Origin of the sequence: Amycolatopsis sp. EV170708-02-1 (assembly GCF_022479115.1) — a bacterium.
Lineage (GTDB): Bacteria > Actinomycetota > Actinomycetes > Mycobacteriales > Pseudonocardiaceae > Amycolatopsis.
This window is the reverse complement of sequence record NZ_CP092497.1, coordinates 6120390-6146041: the sequence shown is the minus strand read 5'-3', so window position 1 is coordinate 6146041 and position 25652 is coordinate 6120390. Positions and strand designations below refer to the sequence as shown.

Below are 25652 nucleotides of genomic sequence, written 5' to 3'. Positions count from 1 at the left end.
GGGGGTGAAAGCACCGGCCGGCCGACGGATGGGGATCAGCCGGCGAACAGGCCCTGGTTGCGGTTCTCCAGGCTGTGCTGGAGATCGTGGGCGTCGCCGACCTTGCCACCGAACTGCGCGATGATCGCCACGATGTCCGCGGTGGCCTGGCGCAGGCGGGTTTCAGACGCACGGGCGGCCTCACCGGCGGAGCTGCCGGAGGCGTACCAGGTCTGGGTGATCGGCTGCAGGTTGGTGTGCAGCTGTTCGAGCTGTGAGGTGAGCGCCTTGGCCTTGGCGGCCAGCGAGGCCGAGCTGTGCTGCAGCGCGGCGAAGTTGATTTCGACGACGTCAGCCATGATTGGTGGTCCTCTCGCGGATCAGGGGTTCAGCCGGTGGATCACGGTCTGGTCGACGACTCCGCTGACGCCGGTGAGGCTTTCCCGGACCTGCTCGTCACCCGAGTTGTAGTTCCGGTTGCTCTCGTGCACGAGGCGCGACATCGTGTTGAGCTCGTTCACCGCGATGGTCATCTTCTCCTGCAGGCGGCGCTGCAGGTCCCAGAACGCGACCGCCTGGTCACCCTTGTAGTTGTGCAGGGTCTGGGTCAGCTCGCTCTCCAAGCTGGCCATCGTGGTCTTGGCGTTCGACGCGGTTTCCTCGAACCCCTGGACGGCGCGCGCCATCGCAGCTGCGTCTGCCTGATATCCCGTACCGGTCATTGATGGGCCACCTCCTCTCATCTCGCTGGAAATCCCGGTGAGCACCAGGGGACGCCCTGTCTGCTCTTGTGAAGGACACGCTAGAAAAGAGGGGAGTGCGGTCAAACGGCACAACTGCCGGTCGCGGTGACGGCACTATTACCCACAGGTCGGCGGTAGGGCTTTCCCCACCCTCGATCAGGGGGAGTACTCCAGTGTCCGGATCGGAGCTTCCCGGCACGCTCGAATCCATGGTGGACAAGGGATCCAGGACAGTACTGCATCGCCCGCTGATGATCTTGGCGGCGGCGATGGCGGTGCTCGGGGTGATCGCGCTCGGTGGCCTGGTCTTCGACGATCGCAGCCTTGTGAACGCGCCCATTTGGCTCAAACCGCTCAAGTTCACGATTTCCGTGGGGCTCTACGCGGTGACGCTGGCCTGGCTGATCGGGCAGCTGACCCGGGGCAAGCGGCTCGGCTGGTGGCTCGGGACGGTGTTCGCGGTCGGCCTCGGCATGGACATGGCGCTGCTGTTCTGGCAGATCGCCGTCCGCGGGCGGACGCTGCACTTCAACCGGGAGACCCCGGTCGACCAGTGGATCAACAACATGGTCGCGAACGGCGCCTTCACCGGCTGGGGAGCGACGGCGGCCATCGCGATTCTCCTGCTGTTCCAACGTCTTCCCGACCGGGCCATGAATTCCGCGTTACGCGCGGGTGCCGCGTTGTCGGTCGCCGGGATCGGGATCGCGCTGCTGATGTTCGGGCCGAACGAGCAGCAGAAGGCCCAGTTCCGCGCCGGCGAACGGCCGTCGATCGTCGGTGCCCACGCGGTCGGCGTGCCCGACGGCGGACCGGGGCTGCCGGTGCTGGGGTGGAGCACGGTGGGCGGGGACATGCGGATCCCGCATTTCTTCGGGATCCACGCGATCCAGGTGCTGCCGCTGGTGGCTTTCGGGCTGCTCAAACTCGCCAGACGGTATCCGGTGCTCGAATCGGAATTCGTCCGGCGGAACCTGGTGCGGACCGCTTCGGTGGGCTTCGCGGGACTGCTCGTGCTGCTCACTTGGCAGGCTCAGCGAGGACAGTCCATCGTGCACCCGGATTTCTGGACGCTGGTCGCGGGTGCGGGAGTCATCGCCGTCGTGGCCGCGGGTTCGGCGCTTTCGCTTCGGACTTCGCGGCCGATGCATCAATTGACGTGAGCCTCGGCGAAAAGGGACCGTTCGGGGTGAACGGTCCCTTTTCGGGTCAGACTCCCGCGGTGGTGCGGATCCAGTCGCGGCTCGCCGCGACACTGGCGTAGTTCTGGGTGCCCTGCGGGTTCGTGCCGGAGTTGCTGCCGGTCGAGCAGACGCCGACCTGGACGCCGTTCGCGAGCTGCGGGCCGCCCGAGTCGCCGTGCCAGGCGGAACCGTCGATGCCGACGCTGGCGATGGCCTGGCCGCCGTACGCGTCACTGCTGGTGCCGGTGATGCGGACATCAGCCGTCTTCAGGACGCTCGAAGGCGGGTTGTTGCCTTGCGTGCGGCCCCAGCCGTAGATCTGGTTGGTGGAGCCGTTGGCCGGATTCGCGGTGCCGAGCTTCATGTACGTCGTGCTGACCGCGGTCGTGAGGTGCAGCAGGGCGATGTCGCCGCTCGGGGCGGCCTTCTGCTGGTCGACGTCGGCTTCGGTGCCCTGGTTCAGGTCGACGTCGCCGACCTTGACGTGCATGCCGGGCTTGTTGAGGCAGTGCTTCGCGGTGAGGACCCACTGCGGCGCGATGATCGTGCCGGAGCAGTTGAAGCCGCCGAACGCGGTGGCGTCGTCCCAGTAGATCTGGGCGCCCCACGGCGCGGAACTCACGGTGCCGCCGCCGATGATGTCCTGGCCCGCGTTCGCGGCGGGGGTGGCGGCGAGGGTCAGCGCGGCGGCGGCGCCGGCCACCGTCGCGACGATCTGGGACATACGCATGAATACGCCCTTCGGCCTGCGTCGGGGAAACCGTTTCGAGCCGAAACGGTTTCACCAAGTTAGGTGGCGGTGAGGTTTTTTGTAACCTACCGAAGTCGGAATCCTGGGGAAGTCCGTTGTATCCGTTTTGCTGGAAAAGTAATTTTCCGATTCCGGCCTTAAGCTGCCCTTGTGACGACCAAGGTGATCGTGTTGAACGGCGGCTCCAGTTCCGGCAAATCGGGGATCGCCCGGTGTCTGCAAGCGGTGCTGCCGGATCCCTGGCTCACCCTCGGCGTGGACACCTTGATCGGCGCCATGCCCGCCGCGGTCGACGAGGGGATCGACTTCGCCGGGGACGGCGGGGTGAGTGTCGGATCCGGGTTCCGGCGGCTCGAGGACGCGTGGATGGCCGGTGTCGCCGCGATGGCGCGGGCGGGGGCCAGGGTGATCATCGACGACGTCTTCCTGGGTGGAGCGGCATCGCAGCAGCGGTGGCGCGACGCGTTGGACGGGCTCGAGGTGCTGTGGGTCGGCGTCCGGTGTGACGGTGTCGTGGCCGCCGGGCGGGAGACGGCGCGTGGGGACCGGGTCGCGGGAATGGCGGCGGCGCAGGCCGAGCTCGTGCACCAGGGCGTGGTCTACGACGTCGAGGTGGACACGGGGGTGAACGAGGCGCTGGCCTGCGCCCGGGAGATCGCCGCCGCTACCGGAAAGTGAGCTGCACCTTGACCAGTTCGCCACCCGTGGAGAAATCGCTGCCGACGACCGAACAGCCCCCGCTCAACGTCTTGCAATCATAGGTGCGGTCGTCGAAGGACATATGCCGATAAACCGTGGCGGTGGTCGAAAGGGTTCCGTTGGCATCCGCTGTCGGATATCCGATGATGTAACAACTGCCGTCCGCGGTGGGGCATTCGAGCAGCAGGATCTGGCGGTTGGCTTCGAGGCCACTGGCGGAGACGGTCACGGTCTGCTCGGCGGCGAGATCGGTCGATGGCGACACGGACATCGTCCAGGCCTGCGTCTGGGCCGCCGCTGTGCCGGTCGAGCCGCCGAGAACGACGACGGCGATCGCGGCTGTGACCGCATAACTCGAAGATTTCATAATTCCCCCTCGTTTCTGATTCGCTTTCCCAGCCTGCCGTCGTCCGGCGAGAGACGTCAACTCCTTCGATTCGTTATCACGCGCGTCACAATCGAGCCGGTGGGATTTCTGAGGCGGGTGACAAGCACGCGGGCATGGATTGCCTTGCGTGAACGGCGCCGGGTACGGTTCGGTCCGCTACCTCGATTCCGTTGGCTGTGAAGGATTTGAGCCCTATGTCTCTGGCGAATCGACGCGCCTTCCGGCTGCTCGCCGCCGGCGTGGTGCTCTCGCTGGGAGCCTTTTCGCTGAGCTCGGCTTCCGCCGCCCAAGGTGAGATCAACGCACCGCGTGCGGACGCGCCTGCCATGGCCGCGGGTTTGAAGGCGTCGTATTTCGTGCGGAATACCGTGTCGCGGATCGCGAAACTGGGCTCTCAACTGGCCACCGGTGAAGGACGTTTCGACGGCACAGTCGACTCGGTGAAAGAAACCCTGACGGGTTCGATCACCCTGCCGCCCACCGTGAACGCGTATTTCGTGGCTTTTCGTTTCATGCCGGTGACGAGCACTGTCAGCCTGGTCTCCGAGGGGGACCAGCACGGGGTCTTGGTGAAGAACCCCGGCGACGCGGGCGTGGTGGCCCCCAGGCTTTTCCCGGACGGCAAGAAGTACCTGTCGGTGATCATCGACCTGACGCTCAATCTCGGGCTTCGGCTGAGTGACACCAAGGTCGACGGCAAGGTGCTCGATCTGGGACCCAACTGCAAAACGGCGGGCCCGCTGACGATCAAGGTCAAGGGACTGACGGGGCTGCAGGACACGGCGCCGCCGACCGTGCTCACGAGCAGCTTCGAGATCCCGCCGTTCTCGGGGTGCGGGGTGCGGGAGGATCTGGACAAGCTGCTGACCGGGATGATTTCGGGGCCTGGCAACGAGATGAGCACCACCATCGCTGTGCGGTGCATCAGTACTTGTCCTGAGGGGTAGCGGAGCGCTTCGGTGAGGCTGGGCTGGCGTGTGGTCGCCCGGGTTTCGTAACCGGTCACTTGCCTCGGCTCCGGGAACCCTGGAGCACCAACCCCGCAGCAAACAGTCCTGTCGTTGAGCGGGCACCCGAGCACCGGCTCGGTCCCGTAGTGGATTGGGACCTTCGCGTCAATGGTCTCGGCATGGCCGGAAAGCGGAGTTCGGGCCCTGGCGGTGGCGTGCGCGGGTGGCACGGCTCGGCAGGCCGATCGCCGGAGGGCTGGTGCGGCGGAGGACGCGCGCCGATGTCGCCACCCGGCGCGTTCCGGGGTGGCCGTCAGGGCGTGTCTATTCTCCGCGTGGTTCCAAAGTGGACAGTCCTTGGGCGCCGGTGTCGCCGCCTGATTCGTTTCTGGGGCCACCAGAACCCGTCCACAGCGGGGCCGGGCCTTGGGCGCGCCGGTGTCACCACGCGGCGGGCTGCGGGGTGTCTGCGCCGGTTAGAAGGGTGGGGTGTCGTCGTCCTCCGGGTGGGGTCGTGGGTCGTGGAGTGGTTCGGGGGCCGCTGTGTAGGTGCGGCCGGTGGGGGTGGTGATGGTCATGCCACCGTTGCCGGTGGGTTCTGCGTGCCAGCCGGGTTCTTCTTTGAGCATGTTGTGGATTGTGCAGGCGGCGTGGCAGTTGTGGTGGTCGGTGTGGCCGTGGCGGGCCCAGGTGGTGGTGTGGTCGATTTCGGAGAATTCGGCGGGGCGGTGGCAGCCGGGGTGGGTGCATTCGCGGTCGCGGGCTTTGATGAGGCGGGCGAGTGAGGCCGGGGGCCGGTAGGTGCCGGGCCCGGCTTCCAGGAGTTGCCCGGTCGTGGGGTCGGTGATCAGCCGTGACCAGGTCGAGCCGGGATCGACGGCGATCTCCCGGGTGAGCCAGCCCGGGATCGGGCCGTAACCAGCGAGCGTCGCGGGATCTTCACGCGCACCGGCCAGGGTCAGCAAGTCGACATAGACGTGGATATGCGCGCGTGGCGTGCCGTGGCCGTCTTCGGCGAGGAGCCGTTCGGCGAAAATGTCCGCCCGATGCTGATCCAAGGTGCGGGACTTGTCGGATCGGCGGCGGGCCTTGGCCGCACGGGACAGGGACGCGTAGACCGAACTCGCCACTTCGGCGGGAAGATAGCCCGTCAGTTTGGACATGGTCTCGTCTTCGTGGTCCAGCGACACATGCCGCAGCGCCCGTTTCTGCTCGGCGCGTTCCCGATAACCGTCGGGATCGAACTTCTGCACCGCGTGATCCACCGATTTCCGGATCGCCGTCGGATCGCGGTCGGCGAGCCGCTTGGTCATGAACGCGTCCACCAGCGCGGCGACCTCGTCGGACACCTCACGCGTCAGCTGGCTGACCTTCGACGCCTTGTACAGGTCGATGTCACCCTTCTCCAGCGCGGCCAACGTGTTCGGCAACCGGGCCACCAAGGCACACGAGGTTTCGACCAGCAGATACGCCTGGTTACGGGAGACCGAGAAGGCCAGAGCGACCTCCTCGGTCACCGATCTTCGCGAACCACCCACCGCGGCGAACCCGGCTATCGCATGCACCTGCCGGCCCTGCGCGCGACGAAGCACCACCTCCTCGTCATACGCGGCATCGAGAAACTGAGCGGCTTTCGGATTGAAAGCAAGAGACTGGGTCATGACCAAGATCATACTCGAACACGCGTTCGACCACCACTGAATCGGCGACGAGCGCGAAAGAAACCACAAAGAAGGGAGCAGAGGCTTTCGGCCAGCACGGAATGTTCGGGCCGAGCATTCCGCTCAAGCCGGCGCGGCCGCACTTGCCTGCGCCGACTCGCGCGAAACTCGATGTCGCGCCTGATCATCGCCCTGCCCAACGAAGGCGAACGCGGCAGGCAGCTCCAGACGATGCTCGACCCCGCCCCGGCCCACGCCGGCGCACCGCGAACAGGCGCTCAGTCCTCCACCGGCTTCGTCCACGCCACCTGCACCAGCCCCGTCCCATGCCGCCGCGACACCAGCACCCCTCGCCCGGCAGGCTGCGGTCCCGGCTTCACATCCCCGAGCAGAGCTCCTTCGTCCCGCGAGCCCGACATCACGAGACCGGGCGAACCCAGCTCCCGGATCCGTTGCAGCACAGGCTCGAACAGGGACCGTCCGGCGCCGCCGCTGCCACGCGCGATGACGAGGTGGAGCCCGATGTCCCGTGCCTGGGGCAGGAATTCCAGCAGCGGCTGCAACGGGTTCCGGCCCACGGTCGCGACCATCTCGTAGTCGTCGACGAGCACGAACAGCTCCGGTCCCCGCCACCAAGACCGGTTCCGCAGCTGTTCCGGCGTGACGTCCGCGCCGGGCAGCCGGTTCCGCATCGCCTGCTGGCATTGGTCGATCAGCCCGCTCAACACGGTTTCGGAACCCGCGTAACCGAGCAGATGAGAATCCGGCACCGCGCCCAGCATCCCTCGCCGATAATCGGCGACGACGATCGCGGCTTCTTCGGGGGAGTACTTCGACACGATGCCGTGCGCGATCGCGCGAAGGAGCGAACTCTTCCCGGATTCCACGTCGCCGAAGGCCAGGAAATGCGGTTCGGTGGCGAAGTCGAGATGCACCGGCCGCAGGTTCGATTCCGCGATGCCGAGCGTGATCTGCTTGCGCGGCCCGGCTTCCAGCGAGTCCAGCGGGACCTCGGCCGGTAGCAACCGCACGGAAGGTGCCGGCTTACCCTTCCAGGCCGCCGAAATCCGGCGATTCAGGTCGAGACCGCCGGCGCCGACGGTGTCCGGCCGCTGGTCCGAGTCGATCCGCGGGAGCGCCGCGAGGAAGTGCAGTTTGTCCGCGGTCAGCCCGCGTCCCGGCCGGTCCGCCGGGACGTTCTGCGCGATCTTGCGGTCGATCAGCGAGTCCGCCGGTTCACCGAGCCGCAGTTCGAACTTGGTGCCGATCGCGTCCCGTAACGGCGCGCGCATGCCCATCCACTGGTTGATCGAGACGACGACGTGGATGCCGAAGCCGAGCCCGCGCGAGGCCAGGCTGGTGATCTGTTCCTCCAGCTGCTCGTATTCCTGGCGGATCGTGGTCCAGTTGTCCACGAACAGGAAGACGTCGCCGAATTCGCGCCCTTCCGTGCTCTCCTGGTATTCCGAACGCCGCTGGCGGAACGTCGTGATCGACTCGATCCCGTTGGCGGAGAAGAACTCCTCGCGTTGTTCGAGCAGGGTCGTCAGTTCCGCGACCACCCGGCGGCACCGCTGGGCGTCGCGCCGGGTCGCGTAGCCGGACACGTGGGGCAGCCCGGCGATCGGCGCCAGCGCGCCACCGCCCATGTCCAGCACGAACAGCTGGACCTCTTCCGGCGTGTGGGTGAGCGCGAGCATCGCGGCGATGTCGCGCATCAGCGTGCTCTTGCCGCTCTGCGGCGCCCCGACGATCAGTGCGTGCCCGGCGGCGCCGGAGAAATCGGCCCACAGCATGTCGCGCCGCTGCTCGAAAGGCTTGTCCACCAACGCGACCGGGATCATCAGCTTGCCGTTGCCGCCCCAGCCCAACGGGCACAAACCGCGTGCGGGGTCTTCGCCGAGTGGCGGCAGCAGCTGGTCCAGGGTGGGCGGCTCGGCCAGCGGCGGAAGCCAGATCTGGTGCGCCTCCGGGCCTTTGCCTTCGATCCGCGAGATCATCGCGCCGATGATCGTCTCGCCGGTGCCCTTTTCGACCGGCTCCTCGGCTTCGACGGTCACCGGGATCTCGACCGGCGCCAGCGTGAACGGCATCAGGCCGAGACTCTGGCCGTCCTTGCGCACGATCTTGCTGCGCGGCGGCAGTTCCCCCGAGACGTAGGCGGCCTTGAGCCGGATGAGGGTGTCGTTGTCGGACTTCAGATACGCCGAACCCGGCACGGGCGGCAGCTGGTACGCGTCCGCGACGCCGAGCACCGCGCGGCTCTCCGACGCGGAGAACGTCCGAAGGCCGATCCGGTACGAAAGATGCGAGTCCAGGCCGCGCAGGCGCCCTTCCTCCAGCCGCTGCGAGGCCAGCAGCAGGTGGATGCCGAGGCTCCGGCCCAGCCGCCCGATCGCGACGAACAGGTCGATGAACTCCGGCCGCGACGACAGCAGCTCGCTGAATTCGTCGATGATCACCAGCAGCGACGGCAACGGCCGCAGGTTGGCACCCGATTCCCTGGCCTTTTCGTAGTCCCGCACCGAGGCGTAGTTCCCGGCCGCGTGCAGGAGCTCCTGACGCCGCAACAGTTCGCCGTTCAGCGCGTCCGCCATGCGGTCGACCAGCGCGAGATCGTCGGACAGGTTGGTGATGACGGCGCAGGTGTGCGGCAGCCCGGTCATCCCCGCGAACGTCGCGCCGCCCTTGAAGTCGATCAGCGCGAGGTTGAGCTTCTCCGAAGAATGCGTGACGGCGAGCGCGGTGACCAGCGTCCGCAGCAGCTCGCTCTTGCCGGACCCGGTCGCGCCGATGACGAGACCGTGCGGGCCCATCCCGCCTTCCGCGGATTCCTTGAGGTCGAGGTCGACGGGCCTGCCTTCGGGGTTGATGCCCAGCGGGATCCGCAGCCGGTCCCGCGCCGAACGCGGAGCCCAGGTGACCGCAGTGTCGGTGTCGCGCGGATCGCCGATGCCGAGCAGCCCCGCCAGCCCGAACGTCGCCGACATCGGCGCCTCGCTGACCACGGCCGCCCCCTGGAACAGCGGCGTCAGCATCCGGGAAAGCGCCTCGGCGGCGCCGCGGTCCAGGGTGTCCGGCTTGCCGAGGAAACCGAGCCGCTGCTCCGTCCCGTCGCCGACGACCATCCCGAGCTGGTCGGGGCTCATGTGCAGGCTCAGCAGCCGTTCCGACGAGACCGAACGCGGCTGCTCGGTGCCGATCTCCACCACGGTGACGCCGAGCCTGCCCTCTTCGGCGACGAGCCGCGTGTCGCCGTGGACGTGCCCGCCGTCCACGATCACGACGACGTGCGGCAGATCGAGGCGGGCGTCCGGCCGCCGGGTGAACGCGGGCCGGTCGCCGAGGTCGGGGCCGAGGAGGTCGGCGAGCTTCCCCGAGTCGGCGTCGACGAGCCGTCGCGGGCCGGCGGCGTCGGCGGCGGTCGAGGCGACGTGCGGCAGCCACTTCGCCCATTCCCAGTCGTGCAGCCTGTCGTTCTTCACGCACAACGCGATCCGCAGGTCGCCGGGCGAGTGGAAGGTCGCGAGCTGGGTCAGCAGCGCTCGCGCCGTCCCGAGGGTGTCCGGGCGGCGGCCGGACAGGCTGACCTGCGCGAACGACCGCAGCGAGATCGCGACCGGGAGCCCGTCCACCGTCGAGTAGGTCCGGATGAAGTGCTTGAGGTTCGTCGAGCACACCGGGTCGAGGTCTTCCAGCGGTACGGTCTGCGGCGCCTTCAACGGGGTCGCCAGCCGCTGCGGCCCCGTCCCGACGCGCACCTGCGCGAACTGCGAATCCGACCGGCGGCGGTCCCACAGCTTCCCCGTCTCGACGTACGCCCACAGATCCGCCGGGTCGGGCTGCAACGCCGCCATCGCCGCGCGCTGGTTGTCCGCGATCTCGCGGACCTGGCCGCGCAAACCGGTCAGATACCGCTGGTAGTCCCGGCGTTCCTCGTTGATCTGCGCCTTCTTCTGCGCGCCGCCGCGGCCGAGCGACATCACCACCATGCCCACCATCGCGGTGAGGAACAACGCGCCGAAGATGTAGGTCATCACCCCGCCGTCGCGTCCGATGTAGACGAACGACATGGCGCCCATGCCCAGCATCATCGGCATGAACATCAGTAGCTGCATGGCTCCGCCGGAGGAGCCCTTCGGCAGCATCGGCGGGGACTGCAGGACGATCTCACCGGGCTGCTCGCCCAGGGCCGGCAGGCGGTCGCGAGTGGCGCTCATCAGGGTCTTTCTGGCCGCTTGTGGGTAATCCTGCCGATCATTCTGGCCACTCGTGCCGCCCTTGCGGTGGGTACTTTTGCCGTCCGCTCACGTCTGGTGGCGAACTTACGCTGCTGGTCACGCAGACGTGGGGGAACGAGAGAAGGAGAGCCATGGTCGGCACGGGCGAGTACCGGGCGGAGCCCGAGGCCATGCGCTCGGCGGTCGGGAACCTGGGCGGCATCATCATGCAGGGCATCAACGTCGTGGCCGACCTCGAACGCACCGTCCTGCAGCCGATGTCGTTCGCCACCTTCGGCAGCGCGGTGGCGGCGGCGAACACGGCGATGCAGAGCCAGCAGGTGGTCGCGGTCCGCACCCTGCTTCAGCTGCTGCAGCAGATCAACGGCTTCATCAAGAGCAGCGCCGACGCCTACCAGGCCGCCGACGAGGCGGTCGCGGGCGGATACGGCGGCCGCCCCGGCGGCGGTGCCGGATCGCCGTCTTCGTCGATCTGGGGGAACTCGCACGCCTCCGAGCTGGCGACGCTGGCCATCAACGACAGCGCCGGCGGTGACGGCGAGCCATCCTCGGTCGGCAACGTGCTTCGCTACTTGCAGGACGCTCGCCTGGGGCAGCTCGGCGACCACCCGATCACCGACACCCGGTTCCACGGCGTCTCGGATTTCAACGACTGGCTGGCCGGTGACGCCGACAACCAGGCGCGGGTCGGGGTCATCGAGGTCTACGCCGGTACGGCGCGCAACTTCGGCGACGTGCCGGGCGGTGTGCACAGCGGCGACGTCGTCGTGGTCGAACCGCTCCTGTTCTCCGACAGCAAGCCGATCATCGCCATCGCCGGAGAAGGCGGGCTGCTCTACAACCACGGAATCGTCGAAGCGGACATCAACGGCCTGGCGAAGGTCAGCGTCTACCGCCCGGCTTCCGTCTGACTTCCGGCCTGAGGAGCGACCATGCTGACTTACCCCAATTCCAGCGCGATGGACGCCACGGCGTCCTCGGGCGGGCCGATCACCATCCTGCCGCAGATCCTCACCGGCCAGCCGGAGCAGATCGCGAAGCACGTGCTCGAGGTGCTCAAGAAGGCCAACGAGTTCCTCACCATGTACAACGAGGTGACGAAGGCCGCCGAGCAGCTGGGCAAGATCTGGTCCGGCGGCGCGTCGGACTCCGCGCTGAAGAAGATCACCGACTCCCTGAACTCGCTGACCAAGATCATCCAGGTCGTGCAGAAGGGCGCCGAACTGCTCGGCATCGCCGGGACGCTGATCAAGACCGCGCAGACCGCCTACAAAGCGGTGGTCTCGGCGGTGAACCCGACGGTCGCGGGCCTGATGTCGAATCCGTGGACCTACGGCGCCGCGGTCGCGCTTTCCACCGCCACCAGTGCTTCGCTGCGCGCGTTCATCACCGCGATCGGCGCGCTGCTGAAGGCGCTCGGCGTGGTCGACCTCGCCAACCAGATCACCCAGATCGCCACCATCATCGGCGAGGTCCAGAAACTGTTCGGCCACAACGACGCCGGGGACAACGGCGCGGCGGGCAACTCGGCGGTCTCCGGCACCCCGGTCACCAATCCGCAGGCGCCGGGTTCGGTCGCGAGCGGTTCGGGACAGGCCGCGATCGGCGGTTCCGGTGGCGGCGCGGGCGGTGGTTCGACGCCGGGCGAGACACCGCCCTTCACCCAGTACCGGCCGCCCGCGCTGGGCGGCAACGGATCCCAGGGCAACTGGCCCGGCGGCGCCGACGCCTGGATCCCGGTGGACAGACCCTCGGGTGGTGGCGCGGGCGCCGGAGGCACATATCCGGGCGCGGGCAACGGGAACACCGTCACCATCACCACCGACCTGAGCACCGGCAAGTCCACCGTGCAGGCGCCCGGTGGTCAGGACATCGATATCGACATCGACATGAACTACGGCGGGAAGCACTTCGAGCAGCACATCGACATCGACGCAGGCGCGGATTCACCGGCGAAGGGCAGGTAAACCGTGTGGGGGAGCGGTGTGGTCGACGCTTCGGGCGTCGTCAGCTCGATCCTGTCGAATTACCGGCGGCTCGTGGTCGAGTACCAGCGGCGGGTCACCGGTGATCCTTCGGCGCTGACCGCGGCCGGTCAGCGGTGCGGCGACCGGGCGTCGACGGTCTCCGGCCGGGCGGACGAGATCGGCAAGGCGTCGAAGGCGCTCAACGCGTCTTGGGAAGGTGACGCCTACACGGCGTTCTCCACCTCCGCCACGAAACTGTGCCAGGAACTCGGCGAGCTCGGCGCGAAACTGAGCGACCAGTCGAACCGGCTACGGGCGGGCGCGCAGGCGCTGCAGGGCGCGAAGTCCTGTGTGGACTCGATCCTCGCGCAGTTCGACCAGTACGCCGCGCAGCTCACCAGCCAGGCGCGGACGGCGAACGCGAACGCGGTCGACGCCTTCATCTCCGCCGCGCGCCGGCTCGGCGAACAGGCCGTGCAGGCGGCGCAGGAGATCGCCGACGAGCTGAGCGAGGAACTCGCGCGGCTGTTCCCACCGGAGGGCACGGGCCGGATCGAGCACGAACTCGGCAAATGGGGCCGCGGCCCGTTGTACTGGTTGAACGGCGAAGCACTCGACGGCCGCAAGCGCCCGCGTTCGCATCCTTCGTGGTTCGGCAATTCCGGCTGGAAGAAGCTCACCTGGGACGGTCTCGAAGGCACGCGCGCCCCGCGTGCCGGCGACACCCCGTTCGGCAGGCCGAAGCCGGAGGGTCTTGGCGAAAAGGCCTGGGGCAACACCGAGATCACCTACGCCAAGTGGAAGCAGGAGCAGGACGGCTTCACCCCGGGGTGGGACGCCAAGATCTCCACCCAGGGCTGGGACTTCAAGGCGTCCGGCCACGCGGAATTGGCCGCTTTCAAGGAAGAGCTCGAAGGCAAGAAGGAATGGGGCGTCGCTTCGGCAGGTGCCAAGGGGACCGCGTTCGTCGGCGGTGAGGTGAACGGATCGCTGCAGGCGGGCGCGCACGGCGTCGGCGTGCACGCGAACGCCTTCGTGGGCGGCAAGATCGAAGGCGAGCTCGCGGCGGACGTGGCGGGTGTCGGCGTCGGCGCGAGCGGCACCCTCCAATATGGACTCGGCGCGCAGCTCGACGGCCAGGCCGTTTACGACGCCGGGCATATCAAGGTCAACTTCAAGGCGGGGGTCGCGCTCGGCCTCGGCGCCGGGATCGGCGCGAAGATCGACATCGACCTGCCGAAGATCGCGGACACAGTCGGCGAATACGGCGGCGCGGCCGTCGACGCGGTGAGCGGCGCGGCCGGCCAGGCGGCGGACGCCGTCGGCGAGGCGTGGGACGACGCGATCACCTACGTGGGCACGTGGTGACGGGGATGAACGACATGGCGACGCAGGACCGGGTCTCCCTTCCGCTCGGCTTCGACGTGCCCGACGGCTGGGTGCCGGTCGAGCCGTCGTCCGTCGGTGCCGAGGGCGCCGTCTTCGTGGCGGTGCATCGCGGGACCGCGTCGGAGTTCACCCCGAACATCACCCTGAGCGTCGGGCAGCGCCCGGACCAGGCGCAGATCACCGACATCGCCGACGAGGCCGTCGAACGCCTCGGCCGGTCCATGGCCGCGCTCGAAGTGGTGCGGCGCAAGGTGATCGGCACCGGTATCGCGCCGGGGGTGACGCAGGTGCTCCGGATCCGCACCGGCGAAGGCCAGGATCTCGTCCAGAGCCAGGTGCTGCTGACCGTGCCGGGGGCGAGCCCCGCCGAGCGGCTGGTCCTCGAGATCGCCTGCACCGCGACCCCCGAGGCGGCCCGTGGCCTCGGCGACGACTTCCGGCGGTTCGTGGGCAGTGTCCACGTCCGCCGGGGTACCACCGCAGATGAAGGAGAAGACTCGTGACCACCGACCCCTACGCCATGCCGGACATGGACGAGTTGCTGGACCAGGTCCGCAAGCAGACCGAAGAGGTGCAGCGCATCCAGCGTTCGGTCGAGGCGATGGAGGTCAAGGCGCACTCCCGGCAGAATGAGGTCACCGTCGTGCTGCGCGGAGACGGCCGGTTCACCTCGATCGACATCGACCCGCGCGCGGTGCGCCAGTACGACGCGCGCAACCTCTCGGAGATCGTGCTGGAGGCGGTCAACAACGGGCTGCAGAAGCTGGCCGAGGCCAGCAGCGCCAAATTCGCCCCGGTCATCGAGTCCGCCAAGTCGATCGAAGCATGACGGCCGCGATCGCGGGCTCCACCCGGCGCGTCACGGTGGTGACACCGAGGGCGCGCGTCGACGTGGCGCTGCCGCAGCAGAGCACGTTCGCCGAACTCGTCCCGCAGCTCGTGCGGCTCGCGGGTGCTTCGGGGCAGGCGTCGGCCGAGCATCCCGGCTGGGTGCTGTCCCGGCTCGGCGGCGCTCCGCTCGCGCTCGGGCTCACGGTCGCCGCGGCGCAGGTGCGCGACGGTGAGGTCCTCCATCTGACCCCGCGGGAACGCCCGCGGGGTCCGCTGCTGTTCGACGACGTCGTCGACTCGATCGCCAGCGTCGCCGAGGCGGGCACCGGCCGCTGGGGACCGTCGGTGGCGCGCAAGGCGGGCATCGTCGCCTCCGTGGTGCTGCTGCTCGCCGGTGGGCTGCTGGTGCAGGCGGCGGCGTCCGGCAGCGTGCTCGCGCCGATCGGGACCGGGCTGCTCGCGCTCGTCCTGGTGCTGGGCGGCGGCGCGCTGAGCCGCGCGTACGGCGACGCGGAGGCCGGTGCCGCCGGCGCGCTCGCCGGGGTCGGCGCGGCCCTGCTGGCGGGGATGTCGATCCTGCCGCCGCATCCGCTGTTCTCCCTGTCGGCCGGACCGCTGGCCGCCGGGCTCGCGATCGTGACCGTCTACGGCGTGATCGCGGCCGTTTCGGTGGCGGACCGGCTGCCGTGGTTCGTCGCGGTGACGGTGGCGGCCGGGCTCGGCGCGATCACCACCGCCATCGTCCTGCTGGCCGACGTCCGCCCGGTTTCGGCGGCCGCCGTGGTCGCCGTCGTCGCGACGGCACTGGCCGCGGTGGCGCCGATGATGGCGCTGCGGCTCGGCAGGCTGCCGCTGCCGCGGGTGCCCGACGACATGGACTCGTTCCGGGCCGACGAGAACCCTTCGCTGGGCGAGGACATGGTCGGCGGCACGACCTACGCGCAGGCGTTGCTGACCGGGCTGCTCGTCGCGCTCGGGCTCGTCGTGGTTTCGGCGTCGGTGGTCCTGTCGTCTTCCGGCGGGGCCTGGGAAGCGGGGCTGTGCGCGCTGCTGGGGCTGGCGCTGATGCTGCGCTCGCGCGCGTTCGCCGGCCGCTCGCAGCGGGTGGTGCTCATCGGTTTCGGCGCGGCGGCCTTGGCGGCGGCCGGTTTCTGGCTCGCCGCGGGTGGACCGCGCTCGTTCGTCTTCGCCGCCGGTTGTGCCGTCGTCGTCGCGGCGGGCGTCTGTCTCACCTACGCGACGCGGGTCGCGAAGGGCCGGCGTTCCCCTTACTGGGCAAGGACTCTCGATATCGTCGAGTTCCTGGTGCTGCTGTCGCTGATCCCGTTCGTCGGCATGATCGCGGGCGTCTACGAGGCCGTTCGGGGCTGAAGGGGACTTTCCCCGCATGCCATGCGGTGAAGGGCGCTTTCCCCGCGTCGCATGCGGGGAAAGCGCCCTTCAGCGGCGTCACGTCCGTGGAGGATTCCTTCCCTACCCTCAGAGAAGAAAGGAACCCTCCACGGACCGTCCCCTCAGTTCTCCAGCGCCAGCGGCAGGGTCCGCCGGACCGCCGCCGCGTGCCGTCCGTGCAGCGGGGTCACCGCGATCCCGCTGGGCCGCACCGTTTCCGCCCCCGGCCGCCCGCCGACCCGGATGGTCACTTCGGACTTCTCGCGCCCGCCGGGAGAGCGGTACAGCGTGTACGAAGTCGCGGTGAACGCCGAGCCGGGGACGTGAAGATCCAGTGTCCGCGCGAGATCCCGCTCCGACCGTGGCCGGTAGCAGACCTGCGACGCGCCGCCCCACTCCCAGGCGCGCCAGCCGTCCACCGGCGCGTCGTGGCCGCTGCCGAGCGCCACGCGCAGGTTTTCCGCCACCTCGCCGGCTTCGAGCACGGTGCTCTCGAACCCGGCTTCGGCCAGCGCGCCCATGAGCGACAGCGCCGCGCAGGCGGTGCTCCGCAGCGCGCCCAGTTCCCCGCCGCCCCTGGCCAGCGCCGCGATCGGCGCGTCCTCGGGCCGGTACCGGACGGTGAGCCAGCGGACGCGCAGCACCGACTGTCCATTGGGGACGGTCCAGGTCAGCAGTTGCGCGCTGGACAAAGGGATCCCGGTATTCGTGTACGCGTCACGCAGGATGCCGACGAGGGTGTCCGGCGCGGGAGACATGGCGCCGGGGGTGAGCCGGACGATCGCGCTCCACCCGTCGCTCACCTCGGCGACGCCGAACCGGTTGCCCGCGCGGTCGACGTGCTGACGTACCCGGACCGGACCGGCGATCCGGTGCAGCGGATCGGGGACTTCGGGCTTTTTCCGGCGGTTCAGCCGGTAACCGGCCCAAGTGAGCACCCAGCCCGCGGCGTGGCGTCCGGCGAAGCGGACCGACGTCGTCAGCACGAGGACTCCGGCGACGGCGGCGATGCTGATCCGCGCGGCCTGGGGGATCGCGTCGACGGTGAAGGCCAGCAGGATCGCGATCCCTGCGATCTCCCAGAGCGCCGCCTGCAGCGGGCGGACCGGCAGCAGCCAGGGCAGCGGCGCCGCGCCCGCGACGCCGCGCGCGGGTGTCTCTCGCCGGACCGGGCGGGCCGGGGCGTCAACCGACAAGGAATTCCCCTCCTCCGTGCACGCGCCCGACGGTAGCCCCGCCCCGCGCGGGGAGGGGCGTAAAAAATACCCTCACCGCGAACCGGGGCCGGACCTAACGTGAGCACCCTCCAAACGGGTGGGCACGAACGGCGGGGGACGGGAGCGTGTGGACGCAGCGGGACCAGATCCAGGCCTACCAATTCCTCCGCAGGAGACTGGTTTCGGCACTGGTCTCGGCTGACGCCAACCATCCGGTCGCCCCGAGCCGCAGGCTCGTCATCGGCACCCTGTGCGGCCTCGGCGTGGCGTTGCTGGTCACCGCCGTGTTCGGCGTGATCGGCCTCCTGAACCCTTCCGGCGGCAAGGACTGGCTGGCGGGCGGCAAGGTGATCGTCGAGGAAGACACCGGCGCGCGCTACATCCTCGGCCAGGACGGCGCTCTGCATCCGGTGCTCAACTACGCCTCCGCGCGGCTGATGGCGGGCGGCAACGGCGAGGCCACCGTGACCGTCCCGTCCGACAAGCTCGCGAAGGCGCCGAGGGGTTCGCAGATCGGCATCCCCGGCGCCCCCGATTCGCTGCCCGCGGCGGCCGCGCTGGTGAACACCCCGTGGACGGCCTGCTCGCGGACGACCCAGGACGCGCCCGCGTCGGCCGAACCGGAGACCACGGTGCTCCTCGGCGCGCCCGCCGCCGGGATCGACCTGCCGAGGGATCAGGCCGTCGTGGTCCGTGTCCCCGAGGGGGAGCGCTACCTCGTGACGGCCGGGCGCCGCTACAAGCTCACCCCGGAGGCCGCCACGGCGCTGCAGTTCGACACCTACCCGGCGATCGCGGTGTCCTCCCGGTGGATCGGCACCGTCGCCGCCGGACGCGATCTGGCCTACCGCGCGGTCGAAGACGCCGGGCGGCCCGGCCCGAAGGTCGGCGGCGTCTCGACGAAGGTCGGTTCGGTGCTCGGTGTCGTCGACGCGATGGCGTCGCCGAACGACGCGACGTCGTACTACCTCGTCCGTGCCGAAGGGCTCGAACCGATCGGCCAGACCGAGGCGAGCCTGCTGATCAACACCCCGCAGAACGCCGACGCCTACACCGGAGTCCCGGCGCCCGTCGCGGTGCGCGCGGCCGACGTCGCCGCGGTGCCGAAGGTGGGCACGGCGAGGGCCGGCGGGGCCGATCCCGCGGAGTATCCGGACCGGATCCCGCGAAAAGCGCCCGTTACCGGACAGTCCGTGACGTTATGCGCACAGGGTTCTCGAATCGTTATCTCCGCACAGGTCCCGTTGCCGCAAGGTGCGAAGGCGATCCCGGTGACCGCGCGGACGGACGCGTTGGTCGCCGACGCCGTCTTCGTGCCCCCGTCGGGCGGCGCGGTGGTGGCGGAATCCGGTTCCGGCACGGTCTACGTCGTCACCGACACGGGCCAGAAGTACCCGGTGGCGAGCGCCGAGGCACTCGCTTCCCTCGGCTACGGCCAAGCCGACCGGCAGCCGGTTCCGAATGGATTGCTGGCACTGGTTCCGCGCGGTCCCGCGCTGGATCCGGCGCAAGCGGGCCGTGCGGTGCCCGCGGCGGGTGGGACGGGGTGATCGGGAACGTGCAGAGGACCGAAGACAGGCCGGAGACCGACCGGGTCGACGTCGCGGTGATCGAAGACCATCCGCTGTACCGGCACGCCGTGGTGCGGGTCCTCACCGAAGCCGAAGGCATCGAGCTGGGCGCGGTGGTCGATTCGGTCGCCCGGTTCCACGTCCATCCGCAGCCGCCCGGCAGCGTGGTGCTGCTCGACCTCGGCCTGCCGGGGATCGCCGGGGCGGCGGCCGTGCTCCAGGTGTGCGAACTGGGGCATCACGTGCTCGTGGTGTCCGCGCAGGCCGAGCCCGAGCAGGTGCTCGGCGCGATCGCGGCCGGTGCCAAGGGTTTCCTGTCCAAGGACGTCGACGTCGACGAGCTGCTGACCGCGATCAGGACGGTTGCGCGAGGCCGGGCGTACGTTTCCGCGGTGGTGGCCGGAATGATCATCAAGGACAACGCCGACCGTCCCGTGTCGGCGCCGGACGTCGCGCTCTCCGCGCGGGAGAAGCAGGTCCTGCGGCTCGTCGCCGCGGGCGAACGCGACGTGGACATCGCCCGCATCCTGGGCATCGGAGTTCGGACGGTTCGCGGTTATCTGGACCGGATCCGTGACAAACTCGGAGAGAGAAGGCGGGCCGGTCTGGTCCGCAAGGCCATCCAGCTCGGGCTCGCGTCTCCGCCGGAGGTGCCCGGTCCGTCTCGGCCGGTCGCGCCCCGCGCCGACGCGGGCGGATTCGAAGGACGCCGGTGAACGCAGACGAGCAGCAGCCGAAACGCAGTACGCCGATCAACGTCGGGGTGATCGAAGATCATCCGCTGTACCGGGACGCCGTCGCGCGTGTCCTCACCGAAGCGCCGGACATCGAGCTGGGTGCCGTCGCGGATTCCGTCGCGCGCTTCGCCGTCCAGGAGCAGCCTCCCGGCAGCGTCGTCGTCCTCGACCTCAAGCTGCGCGGTGTCCAGGACGCCGCCGCGGTACTCGAGGTGGGGCAGATGGGGCACAAGGTGCTCGTGGTGTCCGCGCACGCCGAGCAGCCGGAGGTGCTGGGCGCCATGCAGGCCGGGGCGAAGGGCTTCCTGTCGAAGGACGTCGACGGCGACGAACTCCTGCGCGCCATCCGCACCATCGCCGAAGACAACGCGTACGTGTCGCCGACGCTGGCCGGGATGATCATCCAGGACAGCGAAGACCGCCACGCCGGGCCCAAGATCGTCCTGTCCGAGCGGGAAAAGCAGGTCCTGCGGCTGGTCGCGGCCGGCGAACGGGACGTCGACGTGGCGGAGATCCTGAACATCAGCGTGCGGACGGTGCGGTCCTATCTCGACCGGATCCGGGACAAGACCGGCGAGCGGCGGCGGGCGGGGTTCGTCCGCGTGGCGATCCGGGAAGGCCTGCTGCGCTAGAACCGCGGCCCCGAGAAGTTCACCCGCAGCGTGTACACCGAACTGGACGCGGTGATGAACAGGTCGTTCCACCGCGGCCCGCCGAAGGTCAGGTTCGAACAGACCTCCGGCACCCGCAGTTTCCCGATCCGCGTGCCGTCGGGCGCGAAGCAGTGCAGGCCGTCGTGCGCGGCGGCCCAGACCCGCCCGGCGGCGTCCACGCGGACCCCGTCGAAACCGCCCGCGTCACTCGTCGCGAAGACCTCGCCGCCCGACAGCACGGATCCATCCACCGAGAAAACCCTGATGTGGCTGGGACTCTGGCGCGTGTCCGCGATGTAGAGCAGCGATTCGTCGAGCGAGAACGCGAGCCCGTTCGGACGCGAGAAATCGTCCGCGACGATCCGCACGGAACCATCCGGATCGACGCGGTAGACGTGGCAGGCGCCGATCTCGCTCTCGGCTTGGTGGCCCTCGTAGTCGCTTTCGATGCCGTAACTCGGGTCGGTGAACCAGATCGCGCCGTCCGAGGACTCGACGACGTCGTTGGGGCTGTTGAACCTCTTGCCCTGATAGGTCTCCGCGAGGACGGTGGTCGTGCCGTCGTGCTCGGTGCGCGTCACCCGGCGGCCACCCTGTTCGCAGCTGACGAGCCTGCCCAGCCGGTCGACGGTGTGCCCGTTGTGGAATCCGGCGGGCTCGCGGAACACACCGACCGCGCCCGTGGTCTCGTCCCAGCGCAGCACCCGGTCGTTCGGGATGTCGCTGAACACCAGGTACCGCCCGGCGGGGAAGTAGGCGGGCCCTTCGGTCCACCGGCAGCCGGTGTGCAGCCGCCGCATCCACTCGTCGCCGTTGACGCGGGCGAACCGCTCGTCGAGGACTTCGAAGTGCGCCTTGACCATGTCCATGAGAGAACCCCAGTGTTCCGAATGAGATATTGCGATCATCATGAACCGCCGAACTTGATATGGTCAACCCATGGATGACGTGGATCGCATGCTGCTCACCGCGTTGCAGCAGGACGCGACTCAGGCGTACGCCGCGCTCGGCAAGGCGGTCGGGCTGTCCGCCGGCGCCGCGCACGAACGGGTCCGCAAACTGCGCGAACAGGGCGTCATCCGGCGCACGACCGTCGACGTCGATCCGGCGGCCGTCGGCCGGGGAGTGATGGCGTTCGTGCTGGTCGAGGCGGGTTCGTGGATGGGCGACGCGCCGACCAAGGCCGCGCTGGAGGCGTTGCCGGAGGTCGTCGAGGCGCACATCATCGCGGGCCCGGCCTCGCTGCTGGTGAAGGTGCGCACGCCGACCACCGAGGAGCTGCAGGCCTCCCTGCGGAGGCTGTACGCGATCGAGGGGGTCACCGGGACGCAGACGATCGTGGTGCTCGAATCCTTCTTCGAGCGGTCTGTGGACGCTAAAGGCGACGGTTCGCCAGAACGCCCGTCGCCGCCCGCGCCTTCCCGCTGACCGCCGGATCCAGGTCGACGACCACCAGTTCCGGTCCGGCGCCCAGCTGGGTGTGGACGCGGCCGAAACCGTCGGACACCGTGGAGTAGCCGATCCCGGTCGGTGCCTTGGGGTTCACCGGGGTCGAGGTCGTGGCCGGATCGGCCTGCCCGCAGCCCAGCACCCAGCAGCCGGAGTCGAGCGCGCGGGCGCGCACCAGCACCTCCCACTGCTCGCGTTTGCCCTCGCCCGCGCCCCAGGACGTGGGCACGAGCACGATGTCGGCGCCGTCGTCGGCCAGCTTCCGGAACAGTTCGGGGAAGCGGATGTCGTAACAGGTCGCGACGCCGAAGGTGACCCCGTCGACTTCGAAGGTGGCAGGTTTGGTCCCCGGGGCGACCGTGTCGGACTCGGCGAACCCGAACGCGTCGTACAGGTGGATCTTGTCGTAGCCGAAGTGATGCCCGGCGCCGGTGACGAGCAGCGTGTTGCTCACGCGGCCGTCGGGCGACGGCGTGAACATGCCCGCGACGACCACGACACCGTGCTCGTCGGCGAGTGCCGCCACTGTGGACGCCCACGGACCGTCCAAAGGCTGCGCGACCGGCGCGAGCGGGATGCCGAAGCGCGCCATCGCCGCCTCGGGGAACACCACGATCCGCGCGCCCTCGGCCGCCGCGGCCGTCACGCCTTCGCGAATCAGCTTCAGGTTCGTTTCGGGATCCTCGGCCGCCGTGAGCTGGCACAACCCGATTCGCGGCACGGAGGCCTCCCTCATCGTGGGATCGCTGGTCACCACCCCAGTGTGCCTGCTCGGGGCGATCCGGCCACCTCGTACCCTTGACCCATGCTGAACCGTACCGACCTGCGTGGACAGGTCCCGTCCGTTGCCGAACTCAGGAGCACGCTCCCGCGTGCCGAGTACGACGTGGACGCGGCGCTGCATCACGTACGGCCGGTGGTCGAGGCGGTCCGTGATCGCGGCGTCGAGGCGGTCCTCGAGTACACCGAGAAGTTCGACAAGGTCCGCCCCGGCGGTGTCCGCGTGGCCGCCTCGGAGCTCACGAGCGCGCTCGCGAACCTGGACCCGGCCGTCCGCGAGGCGCTGGAGGAGTCCATCGCCCGCGCCCGCAAGGTCCACGGCGACCAACGCCGTCAGGACGTCACGACCGAGGTCGTCGACGGCGGCACCGTCACCGAACGCTGGATCCCGGTGGAGCGCGTCGGGCTGTACGCGCCGGGCGGGCTCGCGGTGTACCCCTCGACCGTGGTGATGAACGTCGTCCCGGCGCAGATCGCCGGCGTCGGCACGCTCGTGCTGTGCTCGCCGCCGCAGGCCGCGTTCGGCGGGCTCCCGCACCCGACGATCCTGGCCGCCGCCGAACTCCTCGGCGTCGACGAGGTCTGGGCCGTCGGCGGCGCGCAGGCCGTCGCGCTGCTCGCGTACGGCGGCACCGACACCGACGGCACGACACTGGAGCCCGTCGACATCGTCACCGGGCCCGGCAACATCTACCTCACCGCGGCCAAGCGGCTGCTGCGCGGCATCATCGGCATCGACTCCGAGGCGGGCCCGACCGAGATCGCGATCCTCGCCGACGAGACCGCCGACCCGGTGCACGTCGCCGCCGACCTGATCAGCCAGGCCGAGCACGACCCGCTCGCCGCGAGCGTGCTGGTGACCACGTCGGAGGGGCTCGCGGACGCCGTCGACAAGGAACTCACCGGCCGCGTGGCCGCGACCAAACACTCCGAGCGCGTGACGGAAGCACTGGGCGGCAAGCAGTCCGGCATTATTCTGGTGTCCACTGTGGACGACGGGATCCGGGTCGTCGACGCGTACGCCGCGGAGCACCTGGAGATCCAGACCGCGGACGCGCGCGCGGTGGCGGCCCGCGTGCGCAACGCCGGCGCGATCTTCGTCGGGGCGTACGCGCCGGTCTCGCTCGGTGATTACTGCGCCGGGTCGAACCACGTCCTGCCCACCGGCGGGTTCGCGCGGCACTCGTCCGGGCTTTCGGTGCAGAGCTTCCTCAAGGGCGTGCACGTCGTCGACTACAGCCAGGACGCGTTGCGCGAGATCGCCGGCCGTGTCGTCGCGCTGGCGAACGCCGAAGACCTGCCCGCGCACGGCGAGGCCATCACGGCGCGGTTCGAAGGGGAGCGGGCATGAGCATCGGCGAGGAGATCACGCTCGACGCGCTCCCGCTGCGGGAGGACCTGCGGGGCAAGACCCCGTACGGCGCACCGCAGCTCGACGTGCCGATCCGGCTCAACACCAACGAGAACCCGTATCCGCCGCCGGACGAGCTGGTCGCCGACGTCGCCGAGGCCGTCCGCGCCGAAGCCGCTTCGCTGCACCGCTACCCGGATCGCGACGCCGTCGCGCTGCGCCAGGACCTGGCGGACTATCTCGCGGTGTCCACCGGTGTGCTGGTGTCGGAGTCGAACGTGTGGGCCGCCAACGGGTCCAACGAGATCCTGCAGCAGATCCTGCAGGCCTTCGGCGGTCCCGGCCGGTCGGCGCTGGGCTTCGAGCCGTCGTATTCGATGCACCCGATCATCTCGGCGGGCACCCGCACCGACTGGCTGCCCGTGCCGCGCCGCGACGATTTCACGCTCGACACCGAGAAAGCGGCCGCGCTGGTGGGCGAACGCCGTCCGGACATCGTGTTCGTGACCAGCCCGAACAACCCGACCGGCGGGTCGATCCCGTTCGGAGAGCTGCGCGGGCTGCTCGAAGCGGCGCCCGGCATCGTCGTGGTCGACGAGGCGTACGCCGAGTTCTCGTCGCAGCCGAGCGCCATCGAGCTGATCGAGGAGTACCCGGCGAAGCTGATCGTGTCGCGCACGATGAGCAAGGCGTTCGCCTTCGCGGGCGGACGGCTCGGCTATCTCGCGGCCGCGCCCGCGATCGTGGACGCGCTGCAGCTGGTGCGCCTGCCGTACCACCTCTCGAAGCTCACGCAGGCCGCCGCGCGCGCCGCGCTGCGGCACGCGGACGCCACCCTCGCCTCGGTCGCCAAACTAGCGGCCGAACGAGACCGCGTGGTGGAATCGTTGCTGGGCTTGGGATTCACGCCGGTCCCGAGCGACGCGAACTTCGTCCTCTTCGGACGGTTCGCGGACGCGCCAGCGACCTGGAAGTCCTATTTGGACAACGGCGTGCTGATCAGGGACGTCGGCATCGCCGGGCACCTGCGGGTGACCATCGGCACGCCGGAAGAGAACGACGCCTTTCTCGAGGCCAGCAAGGAGGTGCCGCGATGAGTCGCGTCGGCAAGGTGGACCGCACCACCAAGGAATCGTCCATTTCGGTCCAGCTCGACCTGGACGGCACGGGACAGGTGGAGATCGACACCGGGGTCCCGTTCTACGACCACATGCTCACCGCGTTCGGCGTGCACGGCTCGCTCGACCTCAAGGTGCAGGCGACCGGTGACGTGCACATCGACGCGCACCACACCGTCGAGGACACCGCGATCGTGCTCGGCCAGGCGCTGCGGCAGGCGCTCGGCGACAAGAGCGGTATCCGCCGGTTCGGCGACGCGTGGATCCCGATGGACGAGACCCTCGCGCACGCCGCGATCGACGTCTCCGGGCGGCCGTACTGCGTGCACCTGGGCGAGCCCGAGCAGTTCAACAGCTTCACCATCGGCGGGAACTACCCGTTCGTGCTGACGCGGCACGTGTTCGACTCGCTGTCGTTCCACGCGCAGATCGCGCTGCACGTCCGGGTGCTGCACGGCCGGGATCCGCACCACATCGCGGAGGCCGAGTACAAGGCCGTCGCGCGGGCGCTGCGTGCCGCCACCGAGCCGGACCCGCGGGCGGGCGGCATCCCGTCCACGAAGGGCGTCCTCTAGCCCCCGCGTTTCGTCCTCTGGATGCG

Annotated in this window: 25 protein-coding genes; 16 read left to right on the top strand and 9 right to left on the bottom strand. The window is 69.5% G+C overall.

Annotated elements, in window-relative coordinates:
- Window positions 1–35: 35 nt before the first annotated feature.
- Entirely contained in the window at window positions 36–338 is a 303-nt protein-coding gene (locus tag MJQ72_RS27745) for a hypothetical protein (RefSeq protein ID WP_005155348.1), read from the bottom strand.
- Window positions 339–359: 21 nt separating this feature from the next.
- Window positions 360–701, bottom strand: coding sequence for a WXG100 family type VII secretion target (locus tag MJQ72_RS27740; RefSeq protein WP_076153289.1), 342 nt, complete (start codon window positions 699–701; stop codon window positions 360–362).
- A 230-nt stretch (window positions 702–931) separates the two neighbouring features.
- Between MJQ72_RS27740 and MJQ72_RS27735 the strand changes: the two genes are divergently transcribed.
- A complete protein-coding gene (locus MJQ72_RS27735; protein ID WP_396427010.1) occupies window positions 932–1885 on the top strand; it encodes a hypothetical protein in 954 nt (317 codons plus the stop codon).
- A gap of 46 nt (window positions 1886–1931) precedes the next feature.
- Here the strand turns inward: MJQ72_RS27735 and MJQ72_RS27730 are convergent, their stop codons facing one another.
- Window positions 1932–2630 (bottom strand): trypsin-like serine protease, encoded by a 699-nt coding sequence (locus MJQ72_RS27730; protein ID WP_240601433.1) that lies wholly within the window; start codon window positions 2628–2630, stop codon window positions 1932–1934.
- A gap of 177 nt (window positions 2631–2807) precedes the next feature.
- On the opposite strand from MJQ72_RS27730, the gene cpt reads away from it, so the two are divergent.
- Complete coding sequence (gene cpt / locus MJQ72_RS27725; protein ID WP_240594011.1) at window positions 2808–3335, top strand: chloramphenicol phosphotransferase CPT; 528 nt, start codon at window positions 2808–2810, stop codon at window positions 3333–3335.
- On the opposite strand, the gene MJQ72_RS27720 is transcribed toward cpt, so the two are convergent.
- A complete protein-coding gene (locus MJQ72_RS27720) occupies window positions 3322–3783 on the bottom strand; it encodes a neocarzinostatin apoprotein domain-containing protein (RefSeq protein WP_240594009.1) in 462 nt (153 codons plus the stop codon). The two genes, cpt and MJQ72_RS27720, sit on opposite strands and share 14 nt — an antisense overlap.
- 155 nt (window positions 3784–3938) lie before the next feature.
- Here MJQ72_RS27720 and MJQ72_RS27715 point away from each other — a divergent pair, with 155 nt between their 5' ends.
- On the top strand, window positions 3939–4691 hold the full coding sequence (locus tag MJQ72_RS27715; protein WP_240594008.1) for a hypothetical protein: 753 nt from the start codon (window positions 3939–3941) through the stop codon (window positions 4689–4691).
- A gap of 479 nt (window positions 4692–5170) precedes the next feature.
- Here MJQ72_RS27715 and MJQ72_RS27710 read toward each other — a convergent pair whose 3' ends face one another.
- Together MJQ72_RS27710 and eccCa are read right to left on the bottom strand one after the other, a co-directional pair.
- A complete protein-coding gene (locus MJQ72_RS27710) occupies window positions 5171–6355 on the bottom strand; it encodes an HNH endonuclease signature motif containing protein (RefSeq protein WP_240594007.1) in 1185 nt (394 codons plus the stop codon).
- A gap of 278 nt (window positions 6356–6633) precedes the next feature.
- Window positions 6634–10575: a type VII secretion protein EccCa gene (gene eccCa, locus MJQ72_RS27705; protein ID WP_240594006.1), complete on the bottom strand. Its 3942-nt coding sequence runs from the start codon at window positions 10573–10575 to the stop codon at window positions 6634–6636.
- A 152-nt stretch (window positions 10576–10727) separates the two neighbouring features.
- Between eccCa and MJQ72_RS27700 the strand changes: the two genes are divergently transcribed.
- From MJQ72_RS27700 to eccD, 6 genes are read left to right on the top strand one after another with little or no spacing between them, the layout of a single operon-like run.
- A complete protein-coding gene (locus MJQ72_RS27700) occupies window positions 10728–11507 on the top strand; it encodes a WXG100 family type VII secretion target (RefSeq protein ID WP_240594005.1) in 780 nt (259 codons plus the stop codon).
- A gap of 21 nt (window positions 11508–11528) precedes the next feature.
- Window positions 11529–12563 (top strand): hypothetical protein, encoded by a 1035-nt coding sequence (locus tag MJQ72_RS27695; RefSeq protein WP_240594004.1) that lies wholly within the window; start codon window positions 11529–11531, stop codon window positions 12561–12563.
- Window positions 12564–12581: 18 nt separating this feature from the next.
- Window positions 12582–13931: a WXG100 family type VII secretion target gene (locus MJQ72_RS27690; RefSeq protein WP_240594002.1), complete on the top strand. Its 1350-nt coding sequence runs from the start codon at window positions 12582–12584 to the stop codon at window positions 13929–13931.
- 14 nt (window positions 13932–13945) lie between these two features.
- Window positions 13946–14455, top strand: a complete 510-nt coding sequence (locus MJQ72_RS27685; RefSeq protein WP_240601432.1) for a hypothetical protein — start codon at window positions 13946–13948, stop codon at window positions 14453–14455.
- The gene (locus MJQ72_RS27680) at window positions 14452–14781 is read left to right on the top strand and encodes a YbaB/EbfC family nucleoid-associated protein (RefSeq protein ID WP_016336001.1); all 330 of its coding nucleotides are present in this window, start codon (window positions 14452–14454) and stop codon (window positions 14779–14781) included. The genes MJQ72_RS27685 and MJQ72_RS27680 overlap by 4 nt, the downstream gene beginning before the upstream one ends.
- Window positions 14778–16154, top strand: coding sequence for a type VII secretion integral membrane protein EccD (gene eccD, locus MJQ72_RS27675; protein WP_240594000.1), 1377 nt, complete (start codon window positions 14778–14780; stop codon window positions 16152–16154). Before MJQ72_RS27680 ends, eccD begins: the two co-directional genes overlap by 4 nt.
- A gap of 143 nt (window positions 16155–16297) precedes the next feature.
- On the opposite strand, the gene MJQ72_RS27670 is transcribed toward eccD, so the two are convergent.
- A complete protein-coding gene (locus MJQ72_RS27670) occupies window positions 16298–17371 on the bottom strand; it encodes a type VII secretion protein EccE (protein WP_240593998.1) in 1074 nt (357 codons plus the stop codon).
- Between the two features lie 146 nt (window positions 17372–17517).
- Here MJQ72_RS27670 and eccB point away from each other — a divergent pair, with 146 nt between their 5' ends.
- From eccB to MJQ72_RS27655, 3 genes are read left to right on the top strand one after another with little or no spacing between them, the layout of a single operon-like run.
- The gene (gene eccB, locus MJQ72_RS27665) at window positions 17518–18942 is read left to right on the top strand and encodes a type VII secretion protein EccB (RefSeq protein ID WP_240593996.1); all 1425 of its coding nucleotides are present in this window, start codon (window positions 17518–17520) and stop codon (window positions 18940–18942) included.
- Complete coding sequence (locus MJQ72_RS27660; RefSeq protein ID WP_396426880.1) at window positions 18939–19679, top strand: response regulator; 741 nt, start codon at window positions 18939–18941, stop codon at window positions 19677–19679. The genes eccB and MJQ72_RS27660 overlap by 4 nt, the downstream gene beginning before the upstream one ends.
- Window positions 19676–20332: a response regulator transcription factor gene (locus tag MJQ72_RS27655; RefSeq protein ID WP_016335996.1), complete on the top strand. Its 657-nt coding sequence runs from the start codon at window positions 19676–19678 to the stop codon at window positions 20330–20332. Before MJQ72_RS27660 ends, MJQ72_RS27655 begins: the two co-directional genes overlap by 4 nt.
- Here the strand turns inward: MJQ72_RS27655 and MJQ72_RS27650 are convergent.
- Window positions 20329–21222, bottom strand: a complete 894-nt coding sequence (locus tag MJQ72_RS27650; RefSeq protein WP_240593992.1) for an SMP-30/gluconolactonase/LRE family protein — start codon at window positions 21220–21222, stop codon at window positions 20329–20331. The two genes, MJQ72_RS27655 and MJQ72_RS27650, sit on opposite strands and share 4 nt — an antisense overlap.
- 70 nt (window positions 21223–21292) lie before the next feature.
- On the opposite strand from MJQ72_RS27650, the gene MJQ72_RS27645 reads away from it, so the two are divergent.
- On the top strand, window positions 21293–21781 hold the full coding sequence (locus MJQ72_RS27645; protein WP_240593990.1) for an Lrp/AsnC family transcriptional regulator: 489 nt from the start codon (window positions 21293–21295) through the stop codon (window positions 21779–21781).
- Here MJQ72_RS27645 and MJQ72_RS27640 read toward each other — a convergent pair.
- Window positions 21729–22523: a carbon-nitrogen hydrolase family protein gene (locus MJQ72_RS27640; RefSeq protein ID WP_240593988.1), complete on the bottom strand. Its 795-nt coding sequence runs from the start codon at window positions 22521–22523 to the stop codon at window positions 21729–21731. The genes MJQ72_RS27645 and MJQ72_RS27640 overlap by 53 nt on opposite strands.
- Before the next feature lie 84 nt (window positions 22524–22607).
- Between MJQ72_RS27640 and hisD the strand changes: the two genes are divergently transcribed.
- The 3 genes from hisD to hisB are packed head-to-tail and all read left to right on the top strand — an operon-like array spanning window position 22608 to window position 25626.
- Window positions 22608–23933: a histidinol dehydrogenase gene (gene hisD, locus MJQ72_RS27635; RefSeq protein WP_240593987.1), complete on the top strand. Its 1326-nt coding sequence runs from the start codon at window positions 22608–22610 to the stop codon at window positions 23931–23933.
- Window positions 23930–25030 (top strand): histidinol-phosphate transaminase, encoded by a 1101-nt coding sequence (locus MJQ72_RS27630; protein WP_240593985.1) that lies wholly within the window; start codon window positions 23930–23932, stop codon window positions 25028–25030. Before hisD ends, MJQ72_RS27630 begins: the two co-directional genes overlap by 4 nt.
- Window positions 25027–25626, top strand: coding sequence for an imidazoleglycerol-phosphate dehydratase HisB (hisB, locus tag MJQ72_RS27625; protein WP_007029930.1), 600 nt, complete (start codon window positions 25027–25029; stop codon window positions 25624–25626). Before MJQ72_RS27630 ends, hisB begins: the two co-directional genes overlap by 4 nt.
- Window positions 25627–25652: the final 26 nt, after the last annotated feature.